Origin of the sequence: Haloferax sp. Atlit-48N, assembly GCF_003383015.2 — an archaeon.
GTDB lineage: Archaea > Halobacteriota > Halobacteria > Halobacteriales > Haloferacaceae > Haloferax > Haloferax volcanii.
In genome coordinates this window covers 225,233-244,345 of record NZ_CP137692.1, presented here as the reverse complement: position 1 = coordinate 244,345, position 19,113 = coordinate 225,233, and the positions used below count along the sequence as shown (strand labels likewise).

General features: G+C 69.4%; 18 protein-coding genes. 3 read left to right on the top strand and 15 right to left on the bottom strand.

Annotation, left to right across the window (positions count from 1 at the left end; translation table 11 throughout):
• Positions 1 to 127: 127 nt before the first annotated feature.
• The 10 genes from DEQ67_RS17680 to DEQ67_RS17635 form a co-directional block, all read right to left on the bottom strand.
• Complete coding sequence (locus DEQ67_RS17680) at positions 128 to 1,114, bottom strand: metal ABC transporter permease (protein WP_004064772.1); 987 nt, start codon at positions 1,112 to 1,114, stop codon at positions 128 to 130.
• A complete protein-coding gene (locus tag DEQ67_RS17675) occupies positions 1,111 to 1,881 on the bottom strand; it encodes a metal ABC transporter ATP-binding protein (RefSeq protein ID WP_115862044.1) in 771 nt (256 codons plus the stop codon). The genes DEQ67_RS17680 and DEQ67_RS17675 overlap by 4 nt, the downstream gene beginning before the upstream one ends.
• A complete protein-coding gene (locus DEQ67_RS17670; RefSeq protein WP_115803799.1) occupies positions 1,878 to 2,990 on the bottom strand; it encodes a metal ABC transporter substrate-binding protein in 1,113 nt (370 codons plus the stop codon). Before DEQ67_RS17670 ends, DEQ67_RS17675 begins: the two co-directional genes overlap by 4 nt.
• 172 nt (positions 2,991 to 3,162) lie before the next feature.
• Positions 3,163 to 3,837: a hypothetical protein gene (locus DEQ67_RS17665; RefSeq protein ID WP_115862042.1), complete on the bottom strand. Its 675-nt coding sequence runs from the start codon at positions 3,835 to 3,837 to the stop codon at positions 3,163 to 3,165.
• A gap of 254 nt (positions 3,838 to 4,091) precedes the next feature.
• Positions 4,092 to 4,298: a cold-shock protein gene (locus DEQ67_RS17660; RefSeq protein WP_004040969.1), complete on the bottom strand. Its 207-nt coding sequence runs from the start codon at positions 4,296 to 4,298 to the stop codon at positions 4,092 to 4,094.
• A 154-nt stretch (positions 4,299 to 4,452) separates the two neighbouring features.
• The gene (locus tag DEQ67_RS17655; RefSeq protein WP_006601011.1) at positions 4,453 to 5,049 is read right to left on the bottom strand and encodes a TetR/AcrR family transcriptional regulator; all 597 of its coding nucleotides are present in this window, start codon (positions 5,047 to 5,049) and stop codon (positions 4,453 to 4,455) included.
• An 82-nt stretch (positions 5,050 to 5,131) separates the two neighbouring features.
• Positions 5,132 to 6,055: a DMT family transporter gene (locus DEQ67_RS17650; protein WP_004064762.1), complete on the bottom strand. Its 924-nt coding sequence runs from the start codon at positions 6,053 to 6,055 to the stop codon at positions 5,132 to 5,134.
• 216 nt (positions 6,056 to 6,271) lie between these two features.
• Positions 6,272 to 7,699 (bottom strand): FAD-dependent oxidoreductase, encoded by a 1,428-nt coding sequence (locus DEQ67_RS17645; RefSeq protein WP_115862040.1) that lies wholly within the window; start codon positions 7,697 to 7,699, stop codon positions 6,272 to 6,274.
• Between the two features lie 111 nt (positions 7,700 to 7,810).
• Complete coding sequence (locus tag DEQ67_RS17640; RefSeq protein WP_115862038.1) at positions 7,811 to 9,169, bottom strand: hypothetical protein; 1,359 nt, start codon at positions 9,167 to 9,169, stop codon at positions 7,811 to 7,813.
• A gap of 1 nt (position 9,170) precedes the next feature.
• Entirely contained in the window at positions 9,171 to 9,788 is a 618-nt protein-coding gene (locus DEQ67_RS17635; RefSeq protein WP_115803803.1) for a hypothetical protein, read from the bottom strand.
• 110 nt (positions 9,789 to 9,898) lie between these two features.
• On the opposite strand from DEQ67_RS17635, the gene DEQ67_RS17630 reads away from it, so the two are divergent.
• Together DEQ67_RS17630 and DEQ67_RS17625 are read left to right on the top strand one after the other, a co-directional pair.
• Positions 9,899 to 10,471: a hypothetical protein gene (locus DEQ67_RS17630; RefSeq protein ID WP_004064755.1), complete on the top strand. Its 573-nt coding sequence runs from the start codon at positions 9,899 to 9,901 to the stop codon at positions 10,469 to 10,471.
• A 38-nt stretch (positions 10,472 to 10,509) separates the two neighbouring features.
• Positions 10,510 to 10,968: a hypothetical protein gene (locus DEQ67_RS17625; protein WP_115803804.1), complete on the top strand. Its 459-nt coding sequence runs from the start codon at positions 10,510 to 10,512 to the stop codon at positions 10,966 to 10,968.
• 19 nt (positions 10,969 to 10,987) lie between these two features.
• Here DEQ67_RS17625 and DEQ67_RS17620 read toward each other — a convergent pair whose 3' ends face one another.
• The 5 genes from DEQ67_RS17620 to DEQ67_RS17600 form a co-directional block, all read right to left on the bottom strand.
• Positions 10,988 to 11,461 carry a high-potential iron-sulfur protein gene (locus DEQ67_RS17620; RefSeq protein WP_115891607.1) on the bottom strand — a complete coding sequence of 158 codons (474 nt, stop codon included), beginning with the start codon at positions 11,459 to 11,461 and terminating at the stop codon, positions 10,988 to 10,990.
• Positions 11,462 to 11,627: 166 nt separating this feature from the next.
• The gene (locus tag DEQ67_RS17615; protein WP_115891608.1) at positions 11,628 to 14,315 is read right to left on the bottom strand and encodes a heavy metal translocating P-type ATPase; all 2,688 of its coding nucleotides are present in this window, start codon (positions 14,313 to 14,315) and stop codon (positions 11,628 to 11,630) included.
• Positions 14,316 to 14,410: 95 nt separating this feature from the next.
• Positions 14,411 to 15,820, bottom strand: a complete 1,410-nt coding sequence (locus DEQ67_RS17610; protein WP_115803806.1) for a hypothetical protein — start codon at positions 15,818 to 15,820, stop codon at positions 14,411 to 14,413.
• Entirely contained in the window at positions 15,817 to 16,074 is a 258-nt protein-coding gene (locus tag DEQ67_RS17605) for a hypothetical protein (RefSeq protein ID WP_004064732.1), read from the bottom strand. The genes DEQ67_RS17610 and DEQ67_RS17605 overlap by 4 nt, the downstream gene beginning before the upstream one ends.
• A gap of 113 nt (positions 16,075 to 16,187) precedes the next feature.
• Entirely contained in the window at positions 16,188 to 17,252 is a 1,065-nt protein-coding gene (locus tag DEQ67_RS17600) for a DUF7350 domain-containing protein (protein ID WP_115862034.1), read from the bottom strand.
• Between the two features lie 200 nt (positions 17,253 to 17,452).
• Here DEQ67_RS17600 and DEQ67_RS17595 point away from each other — a divergent pair, with 200 nt between their 5' ends.
• Positions 17,453 to 19,102, top strand: coding sequence for a PAS domain-containing sensor histidine kinase (locus tag DEQ67_RS17595; protein WP_115891609.1), 1,650 nt, complete (start codon positions 17,453 to 17,455; stop codon positions 19,100 to 19,102).
• The last annotated feature ends 11 nt before the right edge of the window (positions 19,103 to 19,113 follow it).

Sequence of the window (19,113 nt, the reverse complement as noted above, 5' to 3'; positions counted from 1 at the left end):
GTGAAATCAGTTGTGCCGTCAAGGTCGGCGTCGCGGCGGGGCTCTCCGGAGTCGCAGCCGGGCTCTCCGGAATCACTCCGGAGTCGGCGCGGCCGGGGTTCGGTGGGAGGGCCGAAGCGAGGCGCGTTCAGGCCAGTCGGCGGCCGGCGGCGACGGCGACGAAGCCCGCGAGCGCGACGAGGACGATGGAGCCGCCGGCGGCGAGCCCGTAGAGGTACGCGACGGTGACGCCGGCGAGGCCGGCGAGTTCGCCCGCGAGAACGCCGTACAGGAGCGACTGCTTGAAGCTCCGCCCGAGCCGGGAGGCGGTGACGACGGGGATGACGAGCAGCGCCGCGACGAGGATGACGCCCATGATTCGCATCGCGCTGACGACGACGAACGCGGTGAGAATCGACAGGAGCGTGTTGACGGCGCGGACGTGGAGCCGCGAGGCACGGGCGGCCGTCTCGTCGAAGGTGACGTAGACGAGCGGCCGGTAGGCGACCGCGACCGAGCCGACGACGACGAGCCCCATCGTGACGAGGAGGCCCACGTCGGCCCGCGAGACGGTCGCCAGCGAGCCGAACAGATACTGGTTGATGCCGACCGAGATGCCGCCGCCGGTCAGCGAGATGAGCACGCTCCCGAGGGCGAAGCCGCCGGTCAGAACCATCGCCAGCGCGGCGTCGCTCCGGGCGTCGGTGTACTCGATGAGCGCCTGCACGACGAGCGCCGCGACGACGGCGACGACGAGCGCGCCGAGGAGCGGCGGGACCGCGAGGCCGAGCGTCGCGTCGAGAAAGAGCGCGAGCGCGACCCCCGCGAAGGCGGTGTGGGCGAGCGTGTCCCCGACCATCGAGAGGTCGCGATAGACGAGGAACGACCCGACGAGCGGGCCGACGACGCCGATGCAGAGCACCGAGAGGTACGCCCGCTGCATGTAGGGATAGCCGAGGAAGTCGAGGCCGGTGACGCCGGCGAGCCACGAGAACGCGCCGCCGACGACCGCCGTCAGGAACCAGTCGAAGAGTCCCGTGAGCGCGTCGGTCACGAGGAGCGGCGCGAGGGAGTCGGCCGCGGAGAACTCGACCGCGAGGAGGTCGGTCGCCGCGAGCGCGACGGGGCCGGTCACGACTCGTCCTCCGGTTCGGCGTGGCCGTGACCGTGGTCGTGGTCGAGCACGCGCTGGTTCGCGCCGTAGGCCGCGGCGAGGGCGTCGCTGTCGGCGAAGTCGTCGGGGTCGCCGTGGAAGTACAGCCGCTTGTTGAGACAGGCGATTCGGGACGCGCGGGTCGTGACGACGCCGATGTCGTGTTCGACGAGGACGACCGTCATCCCCTGTTCGTTCAGGTCGCCGAGGAGGTCGTAGAACGCCTCGCGGGACTCGGCGTCGAGGGCGACCGTCGGCTCGTCGAGCGCGAGCAGGTCGGCTTCGGCCGCGAGCGCCCGGGCGACGAAGACCCGCTGGCGCTGGCCGCCGGAGAGCGCTCCGACCCGGCGGTCAGCGAGGTCCGCGATATCGACGCGGTCGAGCGCCGCGGCGACCGCCTCGCGGTCGGCGGCCGAGAAGCGGCCGAACAGGTTCCGCGGGTAGCGCCCCATCCGAACGACTTCGCGGACGGTGACGGGCATGTCGCGGGCCGCGTCCGTCGCGTCCTGTGCGACGTAGGCGACGCGCTCGCCGTCGGAGAACTCGTGGGCGGGGCGGTCGAACAGCCGCACCTCGCCTCGGGTCGGGCGTTGGAGGCCGAGCATCAGCGTCAGGAGCGTGCTCTTTCCCGACCCGTTCGGGCCGACGAGCCCGAGGAACTCGCCTTCGGGCACGTCGAGCGAAACCCCGTCCACGACCGGGACATCGCCGTACGAAAAGGTCACGTCGCTGAGCGAGACGGCCGTCATTGCGCGCCGAGCGCCGTCCGGAGCGACGGGAGGTTCACCTCGCGCATGATGTCCACGTACCCCCAGTCGTTTTCCTCCCACTCAGTCATTACGCCGGGAAGCGGCGTGAGCGGGAGCACGTTTTCGGCGTCCGTCTCGGAGACGAGTTGCTGCGCGGCGCGGTCGGACTCCAGCGGGTCGGCGAGGACGTGTCGGATACCGTGTTCCTCGATGGTCGCCTGCGCCCGCTCGATGTCCCGCGGCGACGGCTCCTCGTCGGGCGAGATGCCGGTGAGCGCGACGATGTCGAGGTCGTAGCGGTCGGCCAGGTAGCCGTAGGCGTCGTGGCTGGCGACGAGAAGCACGTCGCGCTCGCGGTCCGCGAGGCCGTCTTCGAATGCGGCGTCGAGTTCCGAGAGCGTCTCGCGGTAGGACTCGGCGTTCGCGGCGTAGGCGTCGGCGTTCGCGGCATCGACCGACTGGAAGGCGTCGCGGAGCGTCTCGGTCGCGGTGGCGACCCGCGTGGGGTCCAGCCAGAAGTGCGGGTCGAGTTCGCCGTGGTCGTGCGTCTCCGACTCCTCGGCGTGCTCGTCGTCGTGGTGTTCGGTCTCCTCGTGGTGTTCGGTCTCGTTGGTGTGGTCCGTCTCGTTGGCGTGCGTCTCCTCCTCGTGGTGTTCCGTCTCGTCGTGTGACTCGTCGTCGTGGACGTGCCCGTCCGCGCCGATTTCGTGGAGTTCCACGTCGGCGGAAGCGTCGACTTCGGAGACACCCGAGTCGTCGGCTTCGAGCGAGGTGCGGATGTCGTCGGCCCACGGCTGAAAACCGGGCATTCCGTGGACGAACAGGTCGGATTCGAGCACCCGACCCTGCACGTCCGGGCCGGGCTCCCAGCCGTGGCCGTGCTGGCCGATGGGGACGAGCGTCTCGACGGACGCGGCGTCGCCAGCGACGTGGCGCGCCACGTCCCCGAAGACGAAAAAGGAAGCCGTCGCCGTCGTCTCCGGGGCGGCGGGTGAGTCGGTCGAACCAGCCGAATCGGACGAGTCATCACCGCCGAGACAACCCGCGAGGCCGACGGCGGCGCTTCCGGCGACTGTCGCGAGGAACCTGCGTCGGGTCTTCGTTGGCATGTTATTAGAAAACTGCTTAGAGATAATAAGTTCTGCTATTCTATATTGCTATGTTATTAGTTTGTGCTGGTGACGGAGTCGCCGGTGAGCGCCGCTGTTCGTGGTGGTGAGCGGAACGTCGATAAGAGAGAATGCGCAGACTGCGAGGCGAGCGACCACCCGCGGACCGGCGTCAATCCGCGGTCGGGGCGGCCCCACTAGACGGCCCGCGTCTGTACTTCCGGATGGCCGCGAAGATGAGCGGCGTGCCGACGACGGTCGGCCAGAGCCACGCGGCGACGGTCGGGAGGAAGTCGAAGTTGACCGACGAGAAGGCGGTGACGGTGGCGATGTAGCCGCCGCCCATGCGGCCGATGTGCTCGAAGAACCACTCGCGCGACGCGGCGCGCTCGCGGCGGAAGGTGACGAGGTCGCGGACGCCGAAGCCGGTACCCGCCGCGCCGAACACGAGCATCACGGCGGCGAAACCGTCACCGGCGAGAAACCGGAGCGCGCCCATGGCGAGGAGACCGACGCCGGCGGCGGTGAGCAGGCCGACCGCGACCCAGTCGAGCGGTTCCGGCCCGTCGGTCGGGCGCTTCCGCGAGAGGACGCGGTCGCCCGAGAAGACGAAGTAGTAGCTGAACACGGCGACGAGCGCGAGGAACGTCCGCCCGCGGGTCGGCGCGAGGGCGAACAACGCGAGCGACGTGACCGCGACGACGGTCATCCCCGCGACGTAAATCCGCCCCGCTCGCCGGTGGCGACGACCGCCTTTCGTCGTGACTATCGCGCCGAAGCCGGCGAACAGCGCCGCGAACCCCGCGAGGATGTGGACGCCGAGCGTCGCGTCCTCGACGAGCGTCATCGGGGAACTCCGAGAGCTGTGGCCGGGCGCGGATGCTGGGTTCGATGTGACGGGACGCGGACGCTGAACGGGTTCGGCATGGAATCGAGTCGTTCGAGAAGCGATATAAATCTACTGAGTAAGTACTTACTTGGAGACGGGTGGGAGTGCGACGGGGGTGAAACCGTCGTGTCGAGCGCGTCTGCTCGGGGCGTAGTCGTCTGAAAAATCGAGGTCGGCGTCTGCCAGCTGTGACCGGCAGTCGCGTCTCGATGTTACTGCCGGACGACGTTCGCCGCGCGGGGGCCCTTGGGCGAGGACTCGATGTCGAACTCGACTTCGGTGCCTTCGGTGAGGTCGTCGCCGCCGACGTCTTCCATGTGGAAGAACACGTCTTCGTCGTCGTCGAGGTCGCCGTCGTCAGTAGAGATGAAACCGTAGCCGCCAGTGTCGTTGAAGAAATCAACTTTGCCGTGTGCCATTACGTACAAATCGAGGGTCGTCCGACGGATAACACTTCTGAGAGTCAAGGTACCACGACCCTTCGACAGGCGTTCGTCCACTCCATACGGCCGATTCGGCGGAGATGCGCCGGACCGAAAGGTGGTCGGCGGAAGTAGACGGTCGGGGGCGCGCTCACGCGACGACCAACAGCGAGTCGATGTACGCCGACAGCGACGCCCGGAGGTCGTCCCCGACGCCCTCCATCCCGAGCGCGAGGGCAAAGCCGGTGTAACCGTCGGTCGCCGAGAGGACGAACGCGGCCGTTCCTTCGGGGTCGACCTCGCGGAAGACGCCCTGTTCGACGCCGTCGCGGACGATGTCGGCGATGACGCCGAGGGTGTGGCGCTCCATCCTGAGCAGGGGTTCGCGGAGCGTCTCGTTGTGCGGCGCGTGCGAGAGGAGTTCCATGACGGCGATGTTGACGCCGGCGGCGGCCGCGTCGCCCTCGTCGACGAGGAGGATGTCGCAGACCGCTCGCAGTCGCGCTTCGGGGCCCTCGGCGTCGATGTCGTCAAGGCTCCGCGCGAGGTAGTCCTCGGAGGTTTCGAGGAACGCGACTATCATCTCGTCTTTCGAGTCGTAGTAGTAGTACAGTCCCGCCTCGCTCTTGTCGCTCTCCGCGGCCACCTTCTTCGTCGTCAGCCGAGCGTAGCCGTGCTCGGCGAGCGCCGCGCGGACCGCGTTCGCAATCTGTGCTTTCTGCTCGGGCGGCACGGAGTCGGCGGGCATGGTGAGTGAGTGTTCGCTCGCTCGACTACTTGTGCCCGTTGCTCCGGGGGTGAAACGCGGGACGCGGGACGCGACCGCGGACTCACTCCGCCGCCCCGTCGCGTGCACCCGCGACCAACTCCCCGAGCGCCCGGCGCTTGATGAGCGCGAAGCCGGCGAAGATGGAGACGAAGCCGAGCGCGGTCACGGCGTCGATGAGCTGGCCGAGGAAGGCCCAACTGAGAAGCGTCGCGGAGACGGGTTCGAGGTAGCCGATGAGGTTTATCTGCGTCGGACCGAAGCGACCGAGCAGTTCGAAGTAGATGAGGAACGCGCCCGCGCCGCTGACGACGGCAAGGTAGAGCAGGGAGCCGACGGCGACGCCGGACCACTCGATGGTCGCGAGCGACTCGCCGGTGGCGACGCCTGCGACAGACAGGAGCGCGGCCCCGAACAGCATCGCCCACGCCTGAAGGGTCCGCGCGGGGATGTCCGAGGAGAAGGGGCGCGTCAGGACGGCACCGAGGGCGAAACACGCCGAGGCGACGAGGACGGTGGCGACGCCGACCACGTCGCTGGAGAGGAGCGCGCTCGGGTCCGGTCGGGCGACGAGGCCGACACCCAGAAAGCCGAAGCCGAAGCCGAGGACGCCGAGCGGGGAGATGCGGTCACCGAGGATACCCGTCGCGAACAGCGCGGTCAGGACCGGCCCGAGGCTGATGACGATGGCCGCCACCGCCCCGGGGACGTGCTCCTGTCCGAGGTAGAGAAACGCGTGGTGCGCGCCGATGAGGAGGCCGCCGGAGACGCCGACGAGCGTCCAGTCGGTCCGGCTGTGCGGCCGCCAGTAGTCGGTCGAGACGGCGGCGTAGCCGAGGACGATGAGCCCCGCGAGGAAGAACCGAAGCGCCGCGAACTGGAGCGGCGGGAAGTACGCGAGGCCGACTTCGATTGCGACGAACGAACTCCCCCAGAGCAGTCCCAGCAGGACGAACAGCCCGGCGGCGACCCGGCCGTTCACCGACACCACGCTCCGCTCGACGGGCGGCGGCGCGGCTCCGGCGAACTCGGCCGCTCCGTCGGTTCCGCCGTCCGTTTCAGCCGCGTCGACCGTTCCGTCTCCGCCGACACGGATTCGAGACGCCCGCGTTCGGTTGCAGTAATATCCAGCACGTGAGCGTATCGTTACCACACAATCAATAATAGTCGTTTTGTTCGGTTCGAATTTCGAACCGCTCGCAGCTTACAGCGAGCCGCGGAGGACCTTCGCCGCGGTCAGAATCGGGTCCCAGACGGGGCTGAACGGCGGCGCGTAGCCGAGGTCGAGTCGCTCCACCTCGGCGACGGTCAACTCGGCGGCGAGCGCGGTCGCCACGGTGTCGATTCTGACGGCGGCGCGGTCGGCCCCGACGATGGTCCCGCCGAGCAGTCTGCCGGTGTCGCGGTCGGCGACGAGCGTGACGGTCGTCTCGGCGGAGCCGGGGTAGTATCCCGACCGCGAGCCGGCGGTGATGGTCTCCGAGACGGGGTCGAAGCCCGCATCGCGCGCCTCGTCGAAGTCGGTCACGCCGGCGCGGCCGCATTCGAGGTCGAACGCCTTCACGACCGAAGTGTTCGCGACGGTTCCGATGGGTTCGGGGTCGCCGGCGACGGTCTGGCCGATGGCGCGCCCGGCGCGGTTCGCGGGCAGACCGAGCGTGTTCCACGTCGGCTCGCCGGTGACGACGTGGTCGATTTCGGCGCAGTCGCCCGCGGCGTAGACGCGCTCGGCACTCGTCCGCCCGTAGTCGTCGACCGCGATAGCGCCCGTCTCACCGAGGTCGACCGCGTCGGCGACGAGGTCCGAGTTGGGGCGGAGACCGATACCGACCATCGCCGCGTCGACCGCGAGTTCGTCGCCCTCGCAGACGACGGCCTCGACCCGGCCCGCGTCGTCGCCGCGGAGTCGCTCCACCGACGCGCCGAGGTGGAGCGTGACGCCGTGGGTTTCGAGATGTTCCTCGACCCGCTCGCCCACGGCGTCGCCGAAGGAGCTGAGGACGTGCCCGGACCGCTGGAACAGGTGGACATCGAGGCCGTGGACGGTGAACGCTTCCGCCATCTCGACGCCGACGAAGCCGCCGCCGACGATGGCGACCGACTCGGGCGGTTCCATCGCGCCGAAGCGGGCCGCGCGCGCCTCGTCGACGAACCCGCCGCCCCCGAGGTCGGCGACCGAGGCCTCGTCCGGGTCGGTGAGGAACGACCGAATCGCCGCCGCGTCGTCCAGGCCGTGGAGCGTGAACGCGCCGTCGAGGTCGATACCGTCTATCGGTTCGCGGAGCGCCCGCGCCCCGGTGGCGACGAGGAGGTCGCCGTAGGGCTGTTCGAACGTCCCGTCCGGGCCCTCGACCGTGACGACCCGCTCGTCGGTATCGACGGCGACGACCTCGTGTTCGCGCCGGAGGTCGATGCCGCGGTCGGCGGCCGCTTCGGGCGACAGCGAGAGCATGTCGGTGAGCGTGTCGACCTCGCCTTTGACGAAGTAGGGCGTCCCGCAGTGGGCGTAGGAAACCCAGCGGCCCTTCTCGAAGACGACGACCTCGCGGTCGGTGTCGGCGCGGGCGAACTTGCTCGCGGCGGAGAGTCCGGCGGCGTCGCCGCCGACGACGACGAATGGTTCGGCAGGCATCGTGAGAGAGTGGTACACCCGCCGACACGTAATTTCCCCGGCCGGACGGGGCGGGCGCACGGACGCGCCGGCGACGGTCGAGAGCGTGCTGAAGACGGAGGTACCGGCCCGTCAGTGGCCGACGCCGCCGCGCTCGGCCGCGAGCGTCCCGAGCACCCACGCGCTCACGTCGGGCGTCTCGCGCGCGGCGAACTCGGTGGTCGCGTACTGCGCGAGCGCGTTTCGCGCGGCCCGAGGGTCGCCGTCCTCGTAGTAGTCGTCGCGGAAGTAGCCGTCTCCGCGGTCGACCATGTGGGCGATATCGACCAGCGCGCGCCGCGTCAGGTGCGGGTTCGACCCGTCCGAACGGGCGGCTTCGAGGGCTTCGAGCGCGCCGAGTTTCGCGTCTCTGACCGCGGCCGCGGACTCGGCCGACTCGTACCGGCCTCGTTTGACCGCCGTGACTGCCTCCTCGAACGCCCGGCGGTGCGTCTCGGCGGTGTGGGCTCCCACGAGCGCGGTGGCGAAGCGGTCGCTTCGGAGGCCCTCACGGGCGTCTCGAAGCCCGCGTTCGACTTCGACGAACGTCTCCACCAGCAGGTCCTTGGCCGGCGTGGATTCGAGTTGTTCGAGGTCGAACCCCTCGCCCGCGACGACGGCTTCGAGCCCTCTCTCCTCGGGATACTCGGCCCGGCGGTCCTCGGTGACGCCGCCGAGCGAGGACGCGGTCGACGCGAACGCGTCGGTGAAGTCTATCGGGTCGGCAATCGACGCCAGATAGCGGTCGCGGACGTGGCGCGCGCCGTCGAGCGACGCCCGCGCGGATTCGACCGCGTCGAGTAGTTCACCGACCCGCGGGGCGCTGTCGGCGTAGCGGCCGTACTCGTCGGCGTTGTCGAGAGACCGGACCGCCCCCGCGACGAGGTTCTCGACGGCCTCGTACACGACGAGCGCCCGGTCGGGGTCGTCACCGAGGTAGCGCGTACCGAGCCGGAACGACTCGATATCCGCGCGGACCGATTCGGCCTCGTCGCGCACGTCGGCCTCGGTGAGGTCACCGACCGCGGCGTCGTAGGTTCCCTTCGCCATCGCCGCGGCCCCGCGAGCGTAGCGCAGTCCCTGAAGCGTCTCGAAGGGCGACTCGTCGGTGTCCGAGGGGGCGAGGGCCGCGGTAGCGTCTGCGTACGCCTCGGCGTAGACGTTGCGGACGCCCTCGTTCGGGACTTCCTCGGGAGACATCGTCTCGGGGCAGGAATCGAGGAGCTCGCGGGCGCGGCCGCGGCTCTGTTCGAGGTACGACTCCGCGATGGGGGCCGGGACGCGGGCCGGGAACGCCGGCGACCCGAGTTCCATGACCTCCCGGAGCGCCGCCGGGTCGAGCGTCGGGTCATCGGAGTCAGATTCGCCCGCGTCGAGGGCGGTACAGCCCGCGAGTCCGGCGACCCCGACTCCGGCGAGCGAGGCGAGCACGTCGCGTCGCGTTCGGGACATCTCAGGCGTCCTCCGTCTCGGTTCGGAGCGACGACGGGATGCGGCAACTGCTTCCGCCGCCGTGGCCCCAGCTCGACTCGCCCTGCGACGAGTAGGGCAGTCGGACCAGCGAGGCGACGACGTGGCGGTCGTCCACGGAGCACTCGACCGACGCGGGCCGGAGCGGGCGACAGAAGTCGAGGTCGACGACGCTGTCCGGCGGGTGCGTGACGTACAGCAGTTTCACCCGGTGGCAGGCGTCCACGCGGTGCTGGGTGATGACAAGCGTCTGTTCGTCGAAATCCGTCTCGTCGATGAACGCGCGGGCCTCGTCGACGCCGTCGGGTTCGGCCGCGAAGGTCACGTCCCCGCGTTCCTCGTCGGTGGTGACGAGGAAGTCGTCGAGATACGACGACTCCGTCTGTTCGTCGTCGCGGGCGGCGTCCCGGAAGATGCCGCTCTCGGCGTCGTTTCGAAGATGGAGCTGGTCGTAGTCGGAAACGAGCGTGTCCGGGGAGGGACCGGACGGCACGTCCGAACTGGAACTGGAACCGGAGCCCTCGCCGGAACATCCGGCGAGCGCGGCGACGAGCGATGCGCCGCCGGCGCGGAGGACCTGTCTGCGGGTCGGCAGGGACATCTGTCGGTTCCCCAACCGAACGCCGGCGGTATGTGTTTTCCGATGCACTGGGTCGCCGCCGGCCGAACCGCGGGACATTTCCCCGACGGTCGCCACGTCTCGACCGACAGATGCGCGAGGACGAGTTGGCGACGCGGGTGGTCGAGCACTTCCGGGCGGCCTTCGACGACGTGGAGATTCACCTCGAAGAGCCGTACGACCACTACGGGAACCGCGGCGTCGCCGACGTGTACGTCCGGGTGCGGACGCCCGAGCCGGTGGACTACCTCATCGAACTCAAGGCCGACGCCGCCGTCCGCCACGCCACCGGCGCGAACGAGATACTCCGCCAGTACCGCCGCATGGAGCGCTACTTCTACAAGGACGACGAGCACGCCATCCGGACGAAACTCGGCCGCGAGGGGCCGGGCGTCCACGCGCTGTTGCTGTTCGCGCCGACGAAACGCTGCGTCGAACACGTCCGGGAACACGCCGCCCTGTACGAGTCGGTCGACCCCGAGGCGACCGTCGAAGGCGTCGAGGCCGCCCGCAAAGTGGCCTTTCTGACGAACCTCGACCGCGCGCCCGAAGGCGAACTCGGTTTTCTGTCGCTCAACGGGCCGCTCGCGTTCGACTCGGTCGCCTTCCGCGAGGCCGTCCCGTCGGGGTCGCGGCTCGCGGACGCCCTCTGGGGCGACGACTAGCGGACACGCTCATACACCCCCCGTTCGTAGGGGCTGGCATGGGAACGATTCGAGAGTCGGTTCGAATCCCGTTGGGGGACCTCCGTCAGCAGGTCGCTGACAGCTTCGGCGTCGCGGCGTCGCTCGTCGAGATACACGGCATCCGGCTCGAGGACGGGGCAATCGAAGTCGACGCGAGCTATCCCGACGGCGAGGACGTGCCGGTCGTCGAACTGTTCGTCACCGACCCCGCCGGGAACACCGAGTCCTACGTCACCGAGTTGGACGGCGCGAAGAACCTCCTCATCGCCGGCGAGGACGTGCTCGTCGAACTCGTGGACTACGACCCCGAGCGCGGCGAGGTGTTCGTCTCGGTGAAACACCGACAGGACGGCGAGATGGTGACAGTCCTCGGCTGCGGCGAGAAGTGGGTGATTCCGGTCGAGCGCGACGGCGTCGAGGAGTCCATCCGCTGTCGGATTCAGAGCGCCGTCGGGCCGACGGACGAGGAGTCCTGACGACGAAGCCGCCCCCGAGCTACCCCTCGTATTCGACGTAGGAGACGCAGTAGCCCTCGGGAGCGACTTCGCCCGCGACGATGGCGCACGCGCCCACGCCGTCCCCGTTTCTGTCCTCGATGTAGTACCGACAGGTCGAACACTGCCGGCCCTCGCTCGGTTCGTCCTGATACGAGACGGCCTCCTGCGACGAGAGGCTGTCGGGGTTGCGCTGCGTGCCGTCGAGCGAGGTGGCCGTCGCGTACGCCTCGGGGACGCCCCCGGTCGAACCCGACGACTGCGTCGTCGTCGCGGTCGTCTCGGACGGCTCGGCCCCGCCGCCACCGCCGCCGGAACAGCCGGCCAATCCCGCCATCGCGGCGGTCCCGGCGAGCCAGATGAACCGTCGTCGGGTGCGGTCGGAATCGCCGGCGTCGCGGGCGTCTCGGCTCCGTATCGGTCGGGCCGGTCGCTCGCTCGCGTCTCTGCGTGGCGTCCGCTCGTCGTCTCCCATGCCAATCTCTGACGCGCGGCGTCGGCAAAACCCAGCCAGCCGTTTCTCGTGTGGCAAGAATTGCGGACGCGTTGATAGTGTCACGCTACTAAGTAACACGGATGCGCGAATCTGGCAGGAACGGACCGGAAAATTCGGAGAAGGTCAGCCTCCCGCGTCTCACGTCTCACTCGTCCGGCCGAATCCGGGCGAGTCGCATCGCGTTGCCCGTCACGCCCATCGTCATCCCGGCGTCGCCCGCGAGGACCGCGAGCGCGACCGAGACGTAGCCGAAGGGCACGCCGACCGCGAGGACGGCCTTGATGGCGAGCGACGCCCAGATGTTCTGCCGGATGACGCCGTTGGCCCGGTGGGACAGTTCGTAGAGGTACGGGAGCTTCGAGAGGTCGTCGGCCATGAGGGCGATGTCGGCCGTTTCGAGGGCGGTGTCGGTACCTGCCGCGCCCATGGCGACGCCGACCGTGGCGGTGGCGAGCGCCGGGGCGTCGTTGATGCCGTCACCGACCATGGCGACCGAGCCGTACTCGTCGAGCAGTCCCTCGACGGCGGCGACCTTGTCCTCCGGGAGGAGGCCCGCGCGGAAGTCGTCGACGCCGACCTGCTCGGCGATGGCGCGGGCGGTCCCCTCGTTGTCGCCGGTGAGCATGACGACCGAGAGGCCGGCCTCGCGGAGCTTTGCGACCGTCTCGCGGGCGTCGGGCCGGACCTCGTCGGCGACGGCGACGACGCCTTCGAGGTCGTCTTCGGTCCCGACGACGACGACCGTCTTGCCCTCGGACTGGAGGCGCGGAATCGTGTCCGCGACGAGGTTGAGACAGCCGTGGCGGTCACAGAGCTGTCGGACCTCCGCGGAGAGCGCCTCGCCGGGGCCGGTGACGTGGACGTGTTCGAGGTCGAAGCCGAGCTCCTCGAAGAAGCCGGGTTTGCCGGCGAAGTGCGGGACGCCGTCGAGGTCGGCGCGGACGCCCTTGCCGGTGACGCTCTCGAAGTCGTCGACCTCGCGGGCCGCGACGCCCGTGCCCTCGGCGTGGGAGACGATGGCCTCGCCGATGGGGTGTTCGCTCCGGGCTTCGAGGCCGCGGGCGCACCGCAGCACGTCCGCCTCGGAGTTGCCGTTGAGCGGGACCACGTCGGTGACGGTGAGTTCGCCTTTCGTGAGCGTGCCCGTCTTGTCAACGGCGACGGCCTCGACCGAGCCCATCGCTTCGAGGTGCGTACCGCCCTTGATGAGCACGCCGTTTTTCGCGGCCGACGTGATGCCCGAGACGACCGAGACGGGCGTCGAGATGACGAACGCGCAGGGGCAGGCGAGCACGAGCATCGTGATGCCGTAGACGAACCACGTCACCCAGTCGAGGCCGAACGCGATGGGCGGAATCGCCGCGACCGCGACCGCGATGACGACCATGAGGGGCGTGTAGTACGACGAGAAGCGCTCGACGAACTGCTCGCGTTCGGTCTTGTTGGCCTGCGCGTCTTCGACCATCGAGACGATGCGCGAGAGGGTGTCGTCGCCCGCGGCGGAGTCGACGCGGACTTCGAGGTAGCCCGCCTCGTTGACCGTGCCTGCGAACACCTCGTCGCCGTCGGCCTTGTCGACCGGGACGGACTCGCCGGTGATGGGGGCCTGATTGACCGCGCTGTCGCCTTCGACCACCGTCCCGTCGACGGGGATCTTCTCGCCGGGTTTGACGGCGACCACGTCGCCGACGACGAGTTCCTCGACGGGGACGACCGTCTCGACGCCGTCGCGGAGGACCGTCGCCTCGTCGGGCGAGAGGTCCATCAGTTCGCGGAGGGAGTCGCGCGTGCGGTCCATCGAGTAGCGTTCGAGCAGTTCGGAGACGCTAAAGAGGAACGCGAGCGTCGCCGCCTCGAAGTAGAGGCTCGTCGGCCCGGAGATGAGGCTGGCGGCCACGGCGCTGAGAATCGCCGTCGACATCAGGAAGTCGATGTCGAGACTGCGGTTCTTCGCGGAGTAGTAGCCGTTGCGGAGGATGGCCTGCCCGCCGACCGCGGCCCCGAGGACGTACAGCAGTTCGGCGGCCGTGAACGAGACGCCGAGGACGCTGGCGACGACGAGTTCCAACCCGAGCAGGTACTCAACCGTGATGCCCGCCGCGAGGAAGCCGCCGCTCACCCACGTTTTCGCCGCGCGCGTGCTGCGCCAGACGCTCCCGCGGTCCGCGCCGGTGGTCCCGCCGTGGGAGTGAGAGTGGCCGTGGCCGTCGTCGCCGTCGACGGCGTCAGCGACGTCGGTCCCGACGACTTCGTAGCCCGCGCCCTCGATGGCCGAGACGACCGCATCGAGGTCCGCGTCGGCCGCGAGCGTGACGACGGCGGTCCCGGTCGTCGGGCGCGTCTCGTACGACAGCACGCCCGGCGCGCCGCGGAGCGCGTGTTCGACCTTCCCGGCGCAGGAGGCGCAGTCCATGTCGGGGACGGAAAACGACACCTCGCGCGTCGAGGGGCCGTCTTCGACGGCGTAGCCCGCGCCCTCGACGTTACCCCGGATGTCGTCGGGCGTGGTCCGGTCGGGGTCGTACTCGACGACGAGTCGGCCGGTCGTCGCCCGCGGGTCGATATCACCGACGCCGTCGAGTTTCCGGACGCTCGTTTCGACCTTGCTCGCACAGGACGCGCAGTCCATGTCCGGGACGCTGAATTCCGCGCGGACCGCACCGGCGGATTCGCCGGCCGAGTCGCCGGGCTCCGTCTCGCCGGGCACTCCCGACGCCGACGCGCCCCCGACCTCGCAGGCGTCGTCGCACCCGCAGTTGTCGCCGCCCTGCGGGTCCGTGGACGCGTCCGCCCCGTCACCGGGGCCGGGGTCGCGTCCGTCGTGTTCGCTCATACTCGGCAGTAGTCAGCGACCGGTTAATAATTCACCTGTTAGAAAACGGGGGTTAGATATTGTAACTTCACAAATTGAAGCCAGTTAGTTAATAATCAGAGGAACGGCGGGTTCGCGGTCGGCAGCGAGATGAGCCACAGGCTGAGAATCGTGTAGAGAATCATCACCGCGACGAAGGGGAACTGGCTCCGGACGGCTTGCAGTCTGCTGGGGAAGGTTCGGTAGGCCTGCGAATGCGCCACCCACACCGCGAGCAGGTGGCCGAGGAGGACGAACGCGACGTTCAGGCCGCCGAACCACGCGGGGAGCGTGAGCACGACCGGGTTCGCCGGCGACGACAGCGGCGACGACAGCGCGTGGACGAGCATCGGTGACAGCGAGACGAAGAAGCCGACGTAGTGCGCGAGGTGGTAGCCCGCGGCGATAGCGAGCAACGAGGGCGCGAATGTGACCGCGAGGTCGAGCGGCGTCTCGAAGGTGTCGATGCGGCGGGCGGTCACCCGCGCGGCGAGAACGTAGAGACCGAGGAAGACCCCGAAGCCGCCGAGGTAGAGCAGTCCGTAGACGAAAAGCGGCGGGAGGCCGACGCCCGCGAGCCACCGGACGGCCGCCGCGCCCTGTTCGGTCGTGACGAAACCGCTGAAGGTGAGTTCCCAGACGAGGACGACCGCGACGGCCACGTCACCGAGGTCGGTCAGGTCGTCGTCGGTGACGAGTCGCATCCCCGGCAGGCGGAACGAGAGGCCGTCGTCGTCGAGGCGAACCGGCGCGACCCGGCCGTAGAACTGGAGGAAGACGGAGACGGGGTCGACCTTGTCGAACCACGCGTCCGCGCCGACGGCGACCGCGCCGGCGAGCGTGACGACCGAGTAGGCGACGAGCGCGGTCGCGAGGACCGAGGGCCGGGTCGTGACGGCGGTCGCGGTCTCGACCCAGACGAGCGCGAGAATCCCCGCCACCGCGGGCCAGCGGCCGAGTCGCTCGGGGTACGAGACGAAGCCGTTCGGAACCGCTGAGACGACGGTTCGCCACGGGTTCAGCGCGCGCCACGTATCAGCGACGAGATACGAGAGCATCGTGTAGCCGGCGCGGAGCCCCGCGAAGACGACGATGACGGCGAAGTTGACGGTCGGGACCTGCGGGCCGGTGTAGCCGAGGGAGACCGCGAGCGCGAGGACCGCGAGGCCGAGGACGCCGCCCGCGACTCGGAGCGCGCGCAGGAGTCCGTCCGAGACGCCCGCATCGGGACCGGTCTGCCACAGGTGGACGCGCTCGATGAATCGGCGGTCGGTGACGAAACTGGCGAGGAGCGCGGAGGCTCCGACGGTCGCGCCGCCGGTGGCGAGATAGAGCCACCGCGGGACCGCGAGGTTGTCCTGCGACGCGCCCGCGAGTCCGACCGCGGCGTTGCTCGCGGCCGCCGGGTCCGCGAGGAGCGACAGAAGACTCGCCAGCAGGAGACCGAGACCGAATCGTCTGAGGGAGATGGGTCGGAGTCGGGTCATGATGCGAAGACGATGAACAGCATGAGGAAGCCGAAGTACAGCAGCACGATGACGCCGAGCGCACGGACGCGGAACGACTTGAGTTCCGCTTCCTCCTCGTGGTACGCCTCGCGGTACGCCTCGACTTCTTCGGCGTCGAGGTCGTCGGGGTGTCTCGCACCCCGGTGGAGGACCAGTAGTCGCTCGGTCGGGTACGCCTCGCCGCACGCTGTGCAGGTGTGGCGGTCGCGCGTCGCGTCTGTGTCCGTGGTCATCCGAGAGTCACCGAGAGTTCGGGGTTGTTGGCTTCTGAACGTTTCCATCGCGCCGTCCGCGTCGGGGTGCCCCGGTCGCCCGACGGGGGGTGAAGCGGCGACGAAGCGACACCTCAGACCTCGAACCGCATCGGCTCGAACGCCATGAACGCCGTCTCGTAGCCGTCGTGGCGGGCCACCTGCGGCGGCACGTCAACCGAGAGCGTCAGCGCGTCGCCGGAGTCGACGGCCTCGACGCCCGTGCCGTAGTGGTAGCTGAGGTCGGGGTCGAGCGTCCGGGCGAGTCGCGCGCCGTCGAGGGTCGTCGTTCCGTCGCGTTCGAGCGTGGCCCGAACGCCCATCATCGGCAGGACGAACTCGTTGTGCGGCGTCCGCGCCGAGACGTAGAGGTACGCGCCGTCGACGCCGAACCGGGAGCCGTCGTCGACGACGAAGGCGTCGAACAGGGCGTCGGCGCTCGTCTGCCGGCCGAGGTGGCGACCGGGGAGGTCGCTGACGGCGGGGGCTTTGCCGGTCGGGACGCCCATCATCTCCATCGCCGGGACCGCGCCGCGCGACCCGGCCTCGTCGCCGAGGCGGCGCAGTTCCACGTCGTAGAGGTCGTCCGTGTCGAACGCGAACTCGAACGTCGCCGTCTCGGCCGACTCGAACCGCCCGGCGAACGAGCCGGTTCGGGAAAGCGAGGTGCCGCCGACGTGCACGCGGGCCACGTAGTCGCCCTCGCCGTCGAGGACGTAGTTCGAGCCGTAGTGCATCCCCATCTGCTGGGAGAGCATCGGGTAGGCGACCTCCTCGCTCACGAGGTCGCCGTCGCGGAGAATCTCGATGGAGACGCCGGCGTCCAGCGGGAGGACGGTCCCCGTCTCGGCGTCCCACAGCGACGCCATGAGGTGAATCGAGTCGTCGGCCTCGACGACGGTCTTCCCGAGGTCGGAGCCGGCGGCGGTCCAGAAGCGATGGGGGTACGAGTAGGTGAGCGCGACGCCGTACGGGCCGGCGGTCGTCTTCCCGTACATCTTCATCCCTTCGGTGACGGCGGGGAGGTAGACCGCGTCCGGGCGGTCGTCGACGAGCGGCGGGTCGCGCCACGCCGACTGCTGTTCGAAGCCGCCGAGACAGCCCGCGGTGGCGGCGAGTGCGCCGATGCCGAGTGTCTTGAGTGCGTCTCGTCGTTTCATGGTGTCTCGATGGCGTCTCGCCGGCTCGTGGTGGGCATGGGTACGATGTCGTGCGTCTCGGGAAGCGGGGAGTCACCCGTGCTAGCGGCCCAGTGGCAATGTCGGTTGCGCTTCCGCGTCGGGTTTCGAGGGGTGGTGCCGTCGTTATCAACTCCCGGATTACCGCACCACGTTTATATTTTCGCTCGCGCTCCGTTCGGATGATGAACGACTCGCCGCTCGACGGTCTCGACGCCCGCGCCATCGCGCTGGCGTATCTCGGCTTCGGGACCGCGGGCATCCTCGGCGGCGAGCTACTCCTGTCGGCCACGCTGGGTGCGCCCCCGGCCCCCGAGGCCGAACTCGTCAAGGGACTCGCGTTCGTCGCCGTCTCCACCGCGTTCGTCTGGGCGCTCGTCTCCCGGAAGAACCGTCGTATCGAGCGCCAGCAGGCGTCGGTTCGGTCGTCGCTGGACCAGCTTCGGACCGTGGTCGCCGCGTCGCCGGTGCCGATTATCGCGGCCACGCCCGAGGGGCGCGTGACGAGGTGGAACGACGCCGCCACGGAGACGTTCGGCTGGGGGCGCGAGGAGGTGCTCGGCGGACCGCTCCCCTACGACGCGGGCGCGGACAGCGAGGATAGCGAGGAGATTATCCGGCGAACCATCGCAGAAAACGGCCTCTCGGACGTTCAAGTCGAGCGACAGCCGGCGGACGGCGACCTCCGCGAGTTTCGGCTTTCGACGGCGGTCGTCCGCGACGCCGACGGCGAGGTGGCCGAAGTCGTCGGCGTCTTCGTCGACGTGACAGAACAGCAGCGGCGGGAGCGCCGCCTCCGCGAGTTCGAGCAGGCCGTCGAGCAGGCGGGCCACGCGATTTACCTCACCACGCCGGACGGGGAGATTACGTACGTCAACCCGGCGTTCGAGGAGACGACGGGCTACGACGCCGCGGAGGTCATCGGTGAACCGGCGTCGATACTCAGTTCGGGCGAGATGCCGGAGACGTACTACGAGCGACTGTGGCGCGCCCTCCAGTCCGGCGAGACGTGGCAAGAGCGAATCATCGACCGACGGAAGAGCGGCGAGCTCTACACCGCGATACAGACCATCGCGCCCATCGAGAGCAACGGCGACATCGACGGCTACGTCGCCATCCAGTCCGACGTCACCGAGTCGGAGGTGACCAGACAGCGACTCGGCGTCCTCAACCGGATGTTCCGGCACAACCTCCGAAACCGGATGAACGTCATCGAGGGCTACGCGGAGCTGATTCGCCAGAACGAGGCCACGGACACCGACGAGGAACTCGCCGAGGCCGCCGAGGCCATCGTCGAGGCGGCGGACGACCTCGCGTCGCTCTCCGAGAAGGCGCAGACGGTCTCGGACGCCCTCGAATCCGAGGGAACGCCGCGGCGCGTCTCGGCGCTCGTCGAAGACGCCGTGTCGAGGGCCGAATCGACGTACCCGGAGGCGGCGGTGCGGACGGACATCGAGACGGGGCTCTACGCGCGAGTCGACAGCCGCGTCGGCGCGGCGCTCGACGAGCTAATCGCGAACGCGCTCAAACACGGCGGCGAAACGGTCCGTATCGACGTGCGCCGAACCGAAGCCGACGACTCGAAACTCGTCGTGCGCGTCGACGACGACGGGCCGGGAATCCCCGACGAGGAGTGGCGAGTCATCAAGCGCGGCGAGGAGACGCCGCTCGAACACGGGACCGGGATGGGCCTGTGGCTGGTCCACTGGGTCGTCAAGAAAGCGGGCGGGAGCATGGAGTTGGAACCGTCTTCCCTCGGGGGGACGGCCGTGACGCTGAAGCTTCCAATCGGGTCGGAGCGGCCGCGGGCGTGGTTTTCGACCGACGAGTGACCACACCAGCG